This is a genomic window from Pseudomonas sp. ok272, assembly GCF_900109995.1.
Classification (GTDB): Bacteria; Pseudomonadota; Gammaproteobacteria; order Pseudomonadales; family Pseudomonadaceae; genus Aquipseudomonas.
In genome coordinates, this window is record NZ_FOCB01000014.1 from 57201 (window position 1) to 71148 (window position 13948).

At 62.8% G+C, this 13948-nt stretch carries 12 protein-coding genes and 1 pseudogene; 5 read left to right on the forward strand and 8 right to left on the reverse strand.

The window, feature by feature from the left end; genetic code table 11:
- Positions 1 to 2 precede the first annotated feature (2 nt).
- The 5 genes and pseudogenes from tatB to BMW74_RS25785 all read left to right on the forward strand — a co-directional run bounded on the left by tatB (position 3) and on the right by BMW74_RS25785 (position 3936).
- The gene (gene tatB / locus BMW74_RS19295) at positions 3 to 422 is read left to right on the forward strand and encodes a Sec-independent protein translocase protein TatB (RefSeq protein WP_093425203.1); all 420 of its coding nucleotides are present in this window, start codon (positions 3 to 5) and stop codon (positions 420 to 422) included.
- Complete coding sequence (gene tatC, locus BMW74_RS19300; RefSeq protein WP_093425206.1) at positions 419 to 1213, forward strand: twin-arginine translocase subunit TatC; 795 nt, start codon at positions 419 to 421, stop codon at positions 1211 to 1213. The genes tatB and tatC overlap by 4 nt, the downstream gene beginning before the upstream one ends.
- On the forward strand, positions 1210 to 1917 hold the full coding sequence (locus BMW74_RS19305; RefSeq protein WP_093425209.1) for a 16S rRNA (uracil(1498)-N(3))-methyltransferase: 708 nt from the start codon (positions 1210 to 1212) through the stop codon (positions 1915 to 1917). Before tatC ends, BMW74_RS19305 begins: the two co-directional genes overlap by 4 nt.
- A 219-nt stretch (positions 1918 to 2136) precedes the next feature.
- A pseudogene (locus BMW74_RS25780) lies at positions 2137 to 3081 on the forward strand (methyl-accepting chemotaxis protein); the annotation flags it as partial.
- Positions 3082 to 3222: 141 nt separating this feature from the next.
- On the forward strand, positions 3223 to 3936 hold the full coding sequence (locus tag BMW74_RS25785) for a methyl-accepting chemotaxis protein (RefSeq protein WP_371911792.1): 714 nt from the start codon (positions 3223 to 3225) through the stop codon (positions 3934 to 3936).
- 47 nt (positions 3937 to 3983) lie between these two features.
- Here the strand turns inward: BMW74_RS25785 and BMW74_RS19315 are convergent, their stop codons facing one another.
- From BMW74_RS19315 to hutG, 8 genes are all read right to left on the reverse strand, one after another.
- Complete coding sequence (locus BMW74_RS19315; protein ID WP_093425215.1) at positions 3984 to 4718, reverse strand: amino acid ABC transporter ATP-binding protein; 735 nt, start codon at positions 4716 to 4718, stop codon at positions 3984 to 3986.
- Complete coding sequence (locus BMW74_RS19320) at positions 4711 to 5670, reverse strand: amino acid ABC transporter permease (RefSeq protein WP_093425218.1); 960 nt, start codon at positions 5668 to 5670, stop codon at positions 4711 to 4713. Before BMW74_RS19320 ends, BMW74_RS19315 begins: the two co-directional genes overlap by 8 nt.
- 134 nt (positions 5671 to 5804) lie before the next feature.
- Positions 5805 to 6602: a transporter substrate-binding domain-containing protein gene (locus BMW74_RS19325; RefSeq protein WP_093425434.1), complete on the reverse strand. Its 798-nt coding sequence runs from the start codon at positions 6600 to 6602 to the stop codon at positions 5805 to 5807.
- 244 nt (positions 6603 to 6846) lie between these two features.
- On the reverse strand, positions 6847 to 9408 hold the full coding sequence (gene mdoH, locus BMW74_RS19330) for a glucans biosynthesis glucosyltransferase MdoH (protein ID WP_093425220.1): 2562 nt from the start codon (positions 9406 to 9408) through the stop codon (positions 6847 to 6849).
- Positions 9401 to 11212: a glucan biosynthesis protein gene (locus tag BMW74_RS19335; protein WP_093425437.1), complete on the reverse strand. Its 1812-nt coding sequence runs from the start codon at positions 11210 to 11212 to the stop codon at positions 9401 to 9403. Before BMW74_RS19335 ends, mdoH begins: the two co-directional genes overlap by 8 nt.
- A 290-nt stretch (positions 11213 to 11502) precedes the next feature.
- A complete protein-coding gene (gene dtd, locus BMW74_RS19340) occupies positions 11503 to 11940 on the reverse strand; it encodes a D-aminoacyl-tRNA deacylase (RefSeq protein ID WP_093425222.1) in 438 nt (145 codons plus the stop codon).
- Positions 11937 to 12908: a prolyl aminopeptidase gene (gene pip / locus BMW74_RS19345; protein WP_093425224.1), complete on the reverse strand. Its 972-nt coding sequence runs from the start codon at positions 12906 to 12908 to the stop codon at positions 11937 to 11939. The genes dtd and pip overlap by 4 nt, the downstream gene beginning before the upstream one ends.
- A 233-nt stretch (positions 12909 to 13141) precedes the next feature.
- Positions 13142 to 13945 (reverse strand): N-formylglutamate deformylase, encoded by an 804-nt coding sequence (gene hutG / locus BMW74_RS19350; RefSeq protein ID WP_093425226.1) that lies wholly within the window; start codon positions 13943 to 13945, stop codon positions 13142 to 13144.
- Positions 13946 to 13948 lie beyond the last annotated feature (3 nt).

A 13948-nucleotide genomic window follows, 5' to 3' on the forward strand; every position in this document is an offset into this window, starting at 1 on the left:
TAATGTTCGGTATCAGCTTCTCTGAACTGCTGCTTGTCGGCCTCGTCGCCCTGCTGGTGCTGGGCCCCGAGCGCCTGCCAGGCGCCGCGCGCACCGCCGGCCTATGGGTTGGGCGCCTGAAGCGCAGCTTCAACGCGATCAAACAGGAAGTTGAACGTGAAATCGGCGCCGACGAAATCCGTCGGCAACTGCACAACGAGCACATCCTGTCGCTGGAGCAAGAGGCGCGAAACATCCTCAAGCCGGTCCAGCAGCAGCCGACGCCGCTGGCAACGCCGCAGGAGCCGAGCGCGCCCACCGCTGCGCCAGTCGAGCCGGTGCCGACCACGGCCAGCGTGCCCGCACCGGCACCTGTTACTCCAGAGGCGAACTCCCCAGCGCCTGCTCCCCACGACCCTACACTGCCGCCGCGAGCCCCATGAGCGATATTCCGGAATCCGACCAGCACATGCCGCTGGTCTCGCACCTCACCGAGTTGCGTACTCGCCTGCTGCGCTGTGTCGCGGCGATCTTCCTGATCTTCGCCGGGCTGTTCGCCTTCACCCAGCAGATCTACACCTTCGTCTCGACGCCGTTGCGCGCCTACCTGCCGGCCGGCGCGACGATGATCGCCACTGACGTGTCATCGCCGTTCCTGACACCGCTCAAGCTGACCATGATGGTCTCGCTGTTCCTGGCGATCCCGGTGATCCTGCACCAGATCTGGGGCTTCATCGCGCCGGGCCTGTACAAGCATGAGAAGCGCGTTGCGGTGCCCTTGCTGATATCGAGCATCGTGCTGTTCTATGCCGGCATGGCATTCGCCTACTACCTGGTGTTCCCGTTGATCTTCAAGTTCTTCGCCTCGGCCACCCCGGCCGGTGTGGAAATGATGACCGACATCACCAGCTACCTGGATTTCGTCATGACGCTGTTCTTCGCCTTTGGCGTGGCGTTCGAGATCCCGGTGGCCGTGGTATTGCTGGTGTGGATCGGCGTGGTCGACGTCAAGTACCTGAAGAAGATCCGCCCGTACGTGATCATCGGCTGCTTCGTGGTCGGGATGATCCTGACCCCGCCGGACATCTTCTCTCAGACCCTGCTGGCCGTGCCGATGTGGATGCTGTTCGAGATCGGCATCCTGTTCGCCAGCCTGGTCAGCAAGCGGGGCGATCACCCGGACGACCAGCCGGCTGACGATCACAACGACCAGCCGCCCGCGACCCAGCCGTGAACCTGCTGCTCCTTGAGGAGGCCGACTTCATTGCGGCCGACCGCGTGGTGCTGCGCGACCGGCGCCTGACCCACATGCAGGAAGTGCATCGCGTGGCCGTCGGCGACAGCCTGCGGGTCGGCCGCATCGGCGGGTTCATGGGCACGGCCGAAGTGCTGCGCCTGGAAACCGCCGAAGCCGAGTTGCGAGTCAGCCTCGACCAGCCGCCGCCCGCCAAGCTGCCCTTGACCCTGGTCCTCGCCCTGCCGCGCCCGAAGATGCTGCGCCGGGTGTTCCAGACCGTCGCCACCATGGGCGTGCCCAAGGTCATCCTGGTCAATAGCTATCGGGTCGAGAAGAGCTTCTGGCAGACCCCGTTCCTGGAGCCCGAAGCAATCCGCGAGCAACTGATCCTGGGCCTGGAGCAAGCCCGCGATTGCGTGTTGCCCGAGATCGTCATCGAAAAACGCTTCAAGCCCTTCGTCGAAGACCGCCTGCCGGCCATCGTCGACGGCACCCTCGGCCTGGTCGGCCACCCCGGCAACTATCCGCCCTGCCCCCGCGGGCTGGATGAGCCGGTGACCCTGGCCATCGGCCCGGAAGGCGGCTGGATTCCCTACGAGATCGACCTGCTGGCCAAGGCCGGGCTGCAACCGGTGCAACTGGGCCAGCGCATCCTGCGGGTTGAAACCGCCGTCACTGCCCTGCTTGCACGCTTGTTCTGACCCCACGCCGCCACACGCCCCGGCCCTGCACAATCGTCCTACAGATCCGCACCGGCCGGCCGATAGCTTCCCCATAAATCTAATTAATGGGGAGTTCACAGCATGTACCGATGGTTAGCCGAGAAGCTGGGCAATGTGAGCGTCAATCGCAAGCTAGGTATCGGCTTTGGCCTGGTGCTGCTGCTCACCCTGTTGATCACCGTCAACGGCTGGTCGGGCATGAGCAGCATCATCACCCGGGGCGATAAGCTCGGCTACATTGCCAGCCTCAACGAACTGACCAAGGACCTGCGCACCGCCCGCCTGGACTATGAAATGAAGCACGGCGAGCAAGGCCCCGGCGCCGTGGACGAGTTGCTTGGCAAACTCGACAGCGGCATCAAAAACGCGCTGGGCATGATCAAGCGGCCCGGCGACGTGGCCATGCTCAACCAGCAACTGGAAGCCGTCAGCGAGTACAAGCACGCCTTTGCCGACATGACCCAGGCCACCGCCAACCGCGAGGCGGCCCGCGCGAAACTCGGGAGCACCGCCGACAACGCGGTGGCCCGCGCCGCCGAGGTTGAAAAAGCCCTGCTGCAAGGCGACAACGTGGCCCAGTTCAACAGCGTCGTCGAACTCGGCAAGTTGCTCCAGCAAGCTCGCTTCCAGGTGCGCGGCTACACCTACAGCGGCAAGGCCGATGCCCAGCAACCCGCGCTGGATGCCATCGACAATGCCCTGAACTACCTCAAGACCCTGCCCGACCAATTGCCTGAACATCACGCCGCCAACCTGCAACAGGCCAGCGATGCGCTGATCGGCTACCGCGCGGCCGTCAGCCAGTATCGTGACTCCCAGGTCGCCACCGCCACCGCCCTCAAGGCCATGCTCGAACACGGCACCCTGCTGCTGGACCTGAGCAAAAAGCTCACCACTTCCCAGACCGAAGCACGGGATACGGACGCCGCCGACGCCAAGAACACCCTGCTGCTGGTCACCGTGCTGGCCTTGGTGTTCGGCCTGCTGGCGGCGTGGGTGATCACGCGGCAGATCATCATCCCGCTGAACCAGACCCTCAAGGTCGCCGAGCGCATCGCTGCCGGCGACCTGAGCCACGACCTCGACTCCCAGCGGCGCGATGAGCTGGGCCAGCTGCAACGCGCAATCCAGCGCATGACCAGCGGCCTGCGCGAGCTGATTGGCGGCATCAGCGATGGCGTGACCCAAATCGCCAGCGCCGCCGAAGAGCTGTCCGCGGTCACCGAACAGACCAGCGCCGGGGTCAACAACCAGAAAGTCGAGACCGACCAGGTGGCCACCGCGATGAACGAAATGGCCGCCACCGTCCAGGAAGTCGCCCGCAACGCCGAAGAGGCCTCCGAAGCCGCGGTTGCCGCCGACCAGCAAGCCCGCGAGGGTGACAAGGTGGTCGGTGAGGCCATCGCCCAGATCGAGCGCCTGGCCACCGAGGTGGGCAACTCCACCGAGGCCATGGGCCACCTCAAGCGCGAAAGCGACAAGATCGGCAGCGTGCTGGACGTGATCAAGTCCGTCGCCCAGCAAACCAACCTGCTGGCCCTGAACGCCGCTATCGAAGCTGCCCGTGCCGGTGAAGCCGGGCGCGGCTTTGCCGTGGTCGCCGACGAGGTGCGCAGCCTGGCCCAGCGCACACAGAAGTCCACCGAAGAGATCGAAGAGCTGATTGCCGGCCTGCAAAGCGGCACCCAGCAGGTCGCCACCATCATGGACAACAGCCGGGCGCTGACCGACAGCAGCGTCGAGCTGACCCGTCGTGCTGGCGGTTCGCTGGCCAACATCACCCGCACCGTCTCGGCGATCCAGGCGATGAACCAGCAAATCGCCGCCGCTGCCGAACAGCAGAGCGCCGTGGCCGAAGAGATCAACCGCAGCGTGCTCAATGTGCGCGACGTGTCGGACCAGACGGCCGCCGCCAGCGAAGAAACCGCCGCCTCCAGCACCGAGCTGGCGCGACTGGGCATCCATTTGCAGACGCTGGTGGGCAAGTTCAAGGTGTGAGGGGATTCAACCGCCTCGGTCGGCTTTAGACCGAGGTGACGCCGAGGCTACAGGACCTGACGCAAAAACGCCTGCGCCCGCGGGTCCTTCGGGGCGTCGAAGAACTCGGCCGGCGCGGCGTCTTCCAGCAACTTGCCGTGATCGAAGAACAGCACCCGGTCGGCCACTTCCCGGGCAAAGCCCATTTCGTGGGTCACGCAGACCATGGTCATGCCTTCCAGCGCCAGGGTCTTCATCACGTCCAGCACTTCGCCGACCATCTCCGGGTCCAGCGCCGAGGTGGGCTCGTCGAACAGCATGACCTTGGGTTCCATGGCCAACGCCCGGGCAATCGCCACGCGCTGTTGCTGGCCGCCCGACAGCCGCGACGGAAACTCATTGGCTTTCTGCGCGATGCCGACCTTCTCCAGCAGCGCCATGGCCTTGGCCTCGCGCTCCTTCTTGCCGCGCTTGCGCACCACCTTCTGCGCCAGGCACAGGTTCTCCAGCACGGTCATGTGCGGGAACAGGTTGAAGTGCTGGAACACCATGCCGACTTCACGGCGGTAAGCGTTGACGTCGGTCTTGGGGTTATCCAGTTGCAGGCCGTCGATGCTCACGGAGCCGGAGTCAAATTCCTCCAGGCCATTGAGGCAGCGCAGGAACGTCGACTTGCCGGAGCCGGACGGACCGATCACCACCAGCACCTCGCCCTTGGCGACCTGGGTGGTGACGTTATCCACCGCGCGCACCACCTGGCCGCGGGTGTCGAAGACTTTTACCAGTTCGCGGACTTCAATCACTTTGCGCGAGCCTCCGCTCAAGCCGGCTGGCCATTTTCGACAGCGGCAGGTTGATCAACAGGTACAACCCGGCCACGCAGAACAGGATTTCGAACGGCGAGAACGAGGTGGTGATGACTTCACGGCCGCTCTTGAGCAGCTCGGTGATGGCGATGACCGATACCAGCGAGGTGTCTTTCACCAGGCTGATGAACTGGCCCGCCAACGGCGGCAGTACGCGCTTGAATGCCTGCGGCAGGACCACGTGGCGCATCGACTGACTGGCATTGAGGCCCAGGGAGCGGGCCGCTTCGCTTTGCCCGCGGGCAATCGACTGCACGCCGGAACGAATGATCTCGGCCACATAGGCGCCGGTGAACAGCGACAACGCGGCGATCCCGGCAAACTCGCGGGACAGATTGAGCACGGTGCCGATGAAGAAATAGAAGATGAAAATCTGTACCAGCAGCGGCGTTCCGCGCACCAGCTCGATGTAGATCCCCGACAGGTCGCGCAAGGTCGGGTTGCTCGACAGCCGGCACAGGCCGGTCGCCAGCCCGATCAGCAACCCCAACACCCCCGACACCACCGACAGCCACAACGTCGTCCACAGGCCCCACAACAGCGGCCCTGCCGCCCAATGCCGGGTCACGCCGACCACATCGCCTTCGGCCACGTCGTCGCCGCGCGCCACTTGCAGGCTATTGGCGTCGACGTTCAGCACCTGCTCTTTGCCGGCGTCGTTGCGCAGGGTCACTTCGGCCTTGTCGCCTTTGCGCACCAATTCCGTGACCGTGGACAGGTCAGCGGCACGCTGGGTGTCTTCGGCGTGATAGACGAAGTACTGCGGCACACGGTTCCAGCGCCACTCGTAGGACATCAGCGAGGTGGCGTAGTACAACGCGCCCGCCACGCCGATCAACACCAGCACGGTCAGCACGTGCCAGGGCCATTGGGCTTTTTTCTGTTTCATTGGACATTCCGGGGTGTGTATTGCCTGGGAGGCCCTCTTCCCGGGCAAGCTCCCTCCCACAATGGACCGCATTATCAGTCAGTGGGAGCGAGCCTGCTCGCGAATGAGGGCAACTCGGTCTATCTGACCGAGTGTTACTCCATATCCTTCAACCAAGCGGTGTCTTTGAACCACTTGTCATGGATGCGATCGTAGGTGCCGTCTTTGTGGATCTGGTTCAGGAAGTTGTTGATGAAGTTGATGCTGTCGTAGTCGCCCTTCTTCAGGCCGAAGGCCAGCGGCTCGTAGGTGAACGGCTCGTCGAGGAACACCAGCTTGCCGTTGCCGACCTTGTTCACCGCCACCACGTTGTACGGCGCGTCATAGATGAAGGCATCGGCCTTGCCGTTCACCACGTCGAGCACCGCTTCCTGCTCGTTGTCGTAGCCGTGGTACTTGGCCTTGGCGATCAGCTTCTTGGCAACCATCTCACCGGTGGTGCCCAGCTTGGACGTGATGCGGTAGTCAGCGGTGTTCAGGTCTTTGTAGGACTTGATGGTGCCTTCCAGCTCCTTGCGGATCAGCAAGGTCTGGCCGACCACGATGAAGGGTTCGCTGAAGTTCAGGCGCAGGTTGCGTTCCTGGGTCAGGGTCATGCCGCTGCCGATCATGTCGAACTTGTCGGTCAGCAGGGCCGGGATGATCCCGTCGTAGCCGGTGGACACCAACTCCAGCTTGACGCCCATGGCCTTGCTCATGGCTTTGAGCAGGTCGACTTCGAAGCCGATGATCTCGCCGCGCTTGTTGGTCATTTCGAACGGCATGTAGGTCGGGTCCATGCCGACTTTCAGCGTACCGCGCTTGACTGCGTCATCGATGGCACCGGCGTGCGCCGCGTTGACTGCAACCAATGCCGTGACGCCGACCAGCAGCATCGAGAGATACTTCTTCATCATCAAAGTCCCCAACTTTTTTTGTAGTAAGCAAGCCAAGGACTTGCGCGAAAAAACCAACGGCGACGGACAAGCGTGCCCGGGCGCGCCAGAGAAGGGTGCGATGCTAACGCACTCGGCCGTTTGCACAAGGGGGCGAGTAGGAATTGTTACCCGTTATTGCTCGACGCACCGTGCGGGAATAATCCGTCGCCCAACAAAAAGCCCCGCTACTTTTCAGTAGCGGGGCTTTTTGTTGGGCCGGTCAGGCCTGGGCCATGGCCGGCTTGAGCGGCAGCAGCGGCGCATGGGGATCGGCTTTCACCGATTGACGCCAAGCGTCTAGCCATGGGGCACTGCTTTCGCTCCAGACCTGCTCGTGCAGGCGGGCCAGGGCCACTGGATCGCTGAGCAGTTGCAGACGCGCGTGGTTGTCCAGCCCTGCCGGGCCAACGTCCAGCGCATGACGCACACGCTCGGCACGCAGCGCTTCGATCGGCTCGGCATGATTGTGTCGCGATGTTGCCAATGCACACGCCAGGGCGTTCTGCTGCGGGTCGACCACTGCCCGGATGAAGCCGTCGTTCAGTGCATGCCAACGGTTTTCATGGGTGTACTGGTCGGTGGCCAGCAAGGCCTGCGGCGGGTTGTACTCCTCGGGGATCAGGAACAGGCTCTCGTCGCGGGACTTGAGGCCCAGCTTCACCCGGCTGGAGATCACCGACACCGGGATCGACAACATCAGCGAACCGACGATCGGCACCAGCCACCACAAGAAGCTCGGGTTCAGCCAGATCACCAGCAGGGCCCAGAAGAAGCCCAGCAAGGTCTGTGGACCGTGGCGCTTGAGCGCTTCGCTCCAAGGCGTCGAGTCATCGTCACGCTGCGGCGAGTTCCAGGTCGCGGCCCAGCCCAGGAACGCGGCGAGCACGAAACGGGTATGGAAGATCATCCGCACCGGCGCCAGCAGCATGGAGAACAGCATCTCCAACAGCATCGACAAGGTCACCTTGAACTTGCCGCCGAACTCTTTGGCGCCCTTGGCCCAGATCAGGATGATGCTCAGCAACTTGGGCAGGAACAGCAGCACGATGGTGGTGGAGAACAGCGCGATGGCCTTGTCCGGGTGCCATTGTGGCCACAGCGGATAGAGCTGGCGCGGTTCCAGGAAGTACTGCGGCTCCATCAGCGTGTTGACCGCCAGCAAGGCCGTCGACAGCACCAGGAAGAAGAACCACAACGGCGCCGACAGGTAGGACATCACCCCCGTCAGGAACACCGCGCGGTGCACCGGGTGCATGCCCTTGACCAGGAACAGGCGGAAGTTCATCAGGTTACCGTGGCACCAGCGACGGTCACGCTTGAGTTCGTCGAGCAAGTTCGGCGGCAGCTCTTCATAGCTGCCCGGCAAGTCGTAGGCAATCCACACGCCCCAGCCGGCACGGCGCATCAGCGCGGCTTCGACGAAGTCGTGGGACAGGATCGCCCCGGAGAACGCGCCTTTACCGGGTAACGGCGCCAGGGCGCAGTGGTCGATAAACGGCTTCATGCGGATGATCGCGTTGTGGCCCCAGTAGTGGGACTCACCCAACTGCCAGAAGTGCAGGCCGGCGGTGAACAGCGGACCGTACACCCGGGTGGCGAACTGCTGCATGCGCGCATACAGGGTGTCCATGCCCGAGGCACGTGGCGCGGTCTGGATGATCCCGGCGTCCGGCGTGGCTTCCATCAAGCGCACCAGGCTGGTCAAGCACTCGCCGCTCATGACCGAGTCGGCGTCGAGCACCACCATGTACTTGTAGTCACCGCCCCAACGACGGCAGAAGTCGTCCAGGTTACCGCTTTTACGCTTCACGCGGCGGCGGCGGCGACGGTAGAAGATCTTGCCGAAGCCCTTGGCTTCGCGGCAGACGTCCAGCCAGGCCTGTTGCTCGGCGACACAGATATCGGAGTCGTTACTGTCGCTAAGGACAAAGAAGTCGAAACGGTCCAGGTCACCGGTGGCGGCCACCGACTCGAACGTGGCGCGCAAACCGGCGAACACCCGTGGCACGTCTTCGTTGCAGATCGGCATCACCAGCGCGGTGCGAGCCTCCTTGGCAATCGGCTCGTTGCCGGCGCTTTTGCCGGAGATGCGGTACTTGTCGTGCCCGGTGAGCAACTCAAGAAAGCCCATCAGCGCGGTCCAGAAACCGGCCGAGACCCAGCAGAACAAAATCCCGAACAGGATCAGGATGCTGGTTTGCAGGGCATAAGGCAGCACCTGGGTGGCGGTTTGCACCAGCGGCTGATGCAGGACTTCGTCCAGGTCGACGAACGACCAGCCCTGGTACGGCATGATGCCTTTCATGTACCAGCCCGCAACGATGGTCTGGCCCAGCATCAGTACCAGCAGGATGTAGCGCCGGATCGAGCCCACCGTGCGCCAGCGCGCCGCCGGCAACACCCGTTCATCCTTCGGCGGTTTCGGTGGATTGGTGCGGCCGGTCAGCCGGCGCCAGCCACGCACCAGGATATTGGTGCGCCAGGGTTCCGGCACGACCTTGGTCCGACGAATCGGCGGGGTGGCCTTCAGGCACACCCGGCCACTGGCATCCAGCACCAGCATCTCGGCCTCTTCCAGCTCCTCGGCTGAGTTCAAGGTCAGCCGGCGCCCGACCGATGCCTGTGCGGCGTCGCTCGGGTCATCGAAGGTCTTGGACGACAGACGTTGATGCAGTTCGCTGAAGGACGTGCAGCCCGCCAGCTCGGCGCGCTGCTCATCGGTCATCGGCATGTGCGCCAGATACTCGCGCAGAGTCTCTGGCTGTACGTGGGAATTACTCATCGGCGGGCAACTGGTAGCTCCAGGTCTCGGTCAGGACTTCTTCAGTCGGGGCCGATTCCGGTGTGGCTGGGGCCGCGTCGGCAGCGACTGACTGCTTGGCGTCTTTGTTGCCCTGGTCCTTGGCATCCTTGAGCGGCTTGTCTTGAGCGGTGTTCGCTTCAGCCTGCTGGGCTTCCTTGTCTTTCTTTTCCTGTTGCTTGGCGGCGACCTTGTCGGCCTTGGCAACGGACGAGTTGGACGTCGGCAGCGTCTTGGCCAGGTCGGCCTTGACGATGTCCTTGACCAGGGCGGCACGCATCTCGGTGGACTTGCCCGGGTCCTTGATCTTCATCCGCAGGGTCAAGCGCCAGCCTTTGGTGACGGGGTTGTAGCGCACGCTGTTCTCGACCAGCTCGGCGTTGTCGCCCACGCTGACCTGGCTGCGCACGTCGGTGTTCTCTGGCAGGGCCGCCAGGGACGGGCCTTCGAAGTCCACCAGGTAAGCCACACTGCCGTCTGGTTGACGGATCAGGTTGGACTGTTTCACATCGCCGGTGGAACGCAGGGTTTGCTGCACCCAGGCGCTGTCCGGCGCATGCAGGGAGGCTTCGTCGATGGTCCAGTGCAGGCGGTAGGCGAAGTCCAGCGGCTGGCCTGGCTCAGGCAGCTTTTCCGGGCTCCAGAACGCGACGATGTTGTCGTTGGTCTCGTCGGCGGTCGGGATCTCGACCAGGTCGACGGTGCCCTTGCCCCAGTCGCCACGCGGCTCGATCCAGGCGCTTGGACGCTTGTCATAGCGGTCGTCGAGGTCTTCGTAGTGGCTGAAGTCGCGACCCCGTTGCAACAGGCCGAACCCACGCGGGTTCTCGACGCTGAAGTTGCTCACCGCCAGGTGTTTAGGGTTGTTCAGCGGACGCCAGATCCACTCGCCATTGCCGGCATGGATCGACAGGCCACTGGAGTCGTGCAGCTCGCGACGGTAGTTGAGCACTTTCGACGGCTGGTTGGCGCCGAACAGGAACATGCTGGTCAGTGGGGCGATGCCCAGCTTGCTGACCTTCTCACGCAGGAACACCTGGGCCTTGACGTCGACGATGGTGTCGCTGCCCGGGCGCAGGATCAACCGGTAGGCACCGGTCGCGCGCGGCGAGTCCAGCAGGGCGAAGATCACCAGGTGCTTGTCGGTCGGCTTCGGCTCTTCGATCCAGAACTCGGTGAAGCGCGGGAACTCTTCACCGGACGGCAGCGCGGTGTCGATGGCCAGGCCACGGGCGGACAAGCCATAGGTGTGACCCTTGCCGACGACGCGGAAGTAGCTGGCGCCGAGCATGGTCATGATCTCGTCCTGCTTGTCCGCCTTGTTGATCGGGTACAAGACACGGAAACCGGCATAACCCAGTTGCTCGGTGGATTTCGGGTCGACCTTCATGTCACCGAAATCGAAACGACTTGGGTCGTATTTGATCTCTTCGACGGTGTTCGCCGTGATTTCGTTGATTTTCACCGGCGTATCGAAGTGCATGCCCTGGTGATAGAACGACAGCTTGAAGGGGGTCTTCTTCTCCGCCCACTCAGCTTTTTCGCTCAGGAAGCGAATTTTTTGATAGTCCGCGAATTTCATCTCACGGAATTCGTTCGGCAGATTGCTGCGCGGGGCCTGGTACTTTTGCCCGGCCAACTCTTTGGCCTTGGCCGCCACATCATCCAGATTGAATGCCCAAAGCTGGCCGGCGCTGAACAGGCACAGCAGTGCAGAGCCTGTCACCAGTGCGCTTCGTAACCGTTTGGCAAACAAATTTGGTGTATTACAGGGACTAACAATCACGAGCAACCCTCGCCGAAAACAAATCAAAAAACCAACGGCTAGACCAGGTGGTGCAAACCACTCATGCCAGGTTGGCGAGCATTGTTCCGACTCCGATGGGGCTAAATGATTCCCCAAGCGGTTACGGACAAGTCTCTACCTAAGTCAAAAATGGGCCAACGAACGCTGATCCCCGCAGCGCGGGATTATCTAGTAGGCCGCGTGACAACGCATCAGGGGTAACAAAGTATTTATCGTGAAACACCCCTGTTTTAGGCCGAAACACCTGTGAAAAGATGTTTCAAACGCTTTCAGGTCTGTAACAGGAAGGTCACCGGGCCATCATTGACCAAATGCACCTGCATGTCCGCGCCAAATCTGCCTGATGCCACAGTGCCATGCAACTGTTGCGCTTTGACTAATAAATAGTCAAAAAGCTGTTCTGCCAGTGCCGGTGGGGCAGCGGTAGTGAAGCTCGGGCGCAAGCCATTTTTAGTGTCGGCGGCCAAGGTGAACTGCGAGACCAGCAGCAAACCACCGCCCACATCGGCCAAGGACAGGTTCATCTTGCCCTCGGCGTCACTGAACACCCGATAGTTAAGCAGCTTCTGCACAAGTTTGTCGGCGTTTGCCTGGGTATCGCCCGGTTCCACCGCCACCAGCACCAGCAACCCCTGGTCAACTGCGCCAACGATCTGCCCCGCCACTTCGACCCGCGCGCCGCGCACGCGCTGCAGCAGGCCCTTCATGCTTCTTCGGGCGGCAGGTCGAGCAGGCGCCGGGCCATCTGATCGGCGGCGCGCACCAGCGCGTCGGTGATCCCCGGTTCAGAGGCGGCATGGCCCGCGTCGCGAATCACTTGCAGCTCGCTGTTGGGCCAGTTCTGGTGCAGTTCCCAGGCGTTGTCCAGTGGACAGATCACGTCGTAGCGGCCATGGACGATGACGCCCGGCAGGTGGGCAATCTTGCCCATGTCACGAATCAACTGGTTGGGCTCAAGGAATGCGTTGTTGGTGAAGTAATGGCACTCGATCCGGGCAATCGACAGTGCGCGCTGCGGCTCGGAGAAGCGATCGACCACCAGCGGGTTCGGGCGCAGGGTGGCCGTGCGGCCTTCCCACAGCGACCAGGCCTTGGCCACGTGCATCTGGGCGATCTGGTCGTTGCCGATCAAGCGCTTGTGGAACGCGTTGAGCAAGTCGTCGCGCTCCTCCAGCGGGATGGGGGCGATGTAGTCCTGCCAGTAGTCGGGGAACAGGCGACTGGCGCCGGCCTGGTAGAACCACTCGATTTCCTGCGGCCGGCACAGAAAGATCCCGCGCAGAATCAGGCCGTGTACACGCTCAGGATGGGTTTGCGCATAGGCCAGCGCCAGGGTCGAGCCCCAGGAACCGCCGAACAGCACCCATTTGTCGATGCCCAGGTGCTGGCGAATACGCTCAAGGTCGGCCACCAGGTCCCAGGTGGTGTTGTTCTCCAGGCTCGCGTGCGGCGTCGAGCGACCGCAGCCGCGCTGGTCGAAGGTGACAATGCGATACAGGCTCGGATCGAAGTAGCGCCGGCTCTGCGCATCGCAACCCGCCCCGGGGCCACCGTGAATGAACACCACCGGCAAACCGTGCGGTGAACCGCTTTCATCGACATACAGGGTGTGGGTCTCATCGACGGCCAGATCATGCCGGGCGTAGGGTTTGATCTGCGGGTACAAAGTCTGCATTGCGCGCTCCGTAAGGGGTCGAGGTCATCCCTGGGGGGACTTCTTTTATTCTGCCGTTGGGCATCATAAACCCGAATGCCGCAATGAGCATGTCCTTGGAGAAAATGGGGGTTTTACAACCGATTCCGGCGGGAAGTCCCTGTGGGAGCGAGCCTGCTCGCGAAGAGGACGGGACAGTCAACATCATCGTGACTGAGCCAATGTCTTCGCGAGCAGGCTCGCTCCCACGAGGGTTATGCGCTGTAGTGCTTGGCTCCCCAGGCCAACATCCCTTGCAGCAATTCCCGCAGCACCACCTGGGTGGGCTCGGCCAGGTCGGGGCGATAGCGGAACGGCTCGAACTCTTCCATGTAGTTGCACTGTGCCAACTCCAGTTGCACCCCATGGATGTTCTGGCCCGGGTTGCCGTAGTGGCGCGTGATATGGCCACCCTTGAAGCGACCGTTGAGCACATGGCGGTAGTCGCTGTGCCGGGCGCAGACCGCTGTCAACTCGGCGGCCAACTGCCCATCACAACTGGCGCCGTTGAACGTGCCCAGGTTGAAGTCCGGCAGTTTGCCGTCGAACAGGTGTGGGATCAGCGAGCGGATCGAGTGGGCATCGAACAGCAAGGCATAGCCGAACTCGGCCTTGAGCCGTGCCAGTTCCTGCTGCAAGGTCGCGTGGTACGGCGCCCAGATGTGTTCCAGGTAGGTGGCCCGCTCCGCCGGCGTCGGCTCCAGGCCTTCGCGGAACAACGGCACGCCGTCGAACAACGTCGCCGGGTACAGGCCGGTGGTCGCACCGGCGTACAGCGGTTTGTCGTCGGACGGACGGTTGAGGTCAATCACGAACCGTGAGTATTGCGCCGCCAGGGTGCTGGCTCCCAGTTCCTCGGCAAAGGCGTAGAGCCTTGGAATGTGCCAGTCGGTGTCCGGCAGGCTTTGGGCCTCGGGGATCAGCCCGGCCTGCACCGCCGGCGTCAGGCGCACGCCGGCGTGGGGCATGCTGATCAGCAGCGGCACACGGCCTTGTTTGAAGGTCAGGACGTTATCCACAGC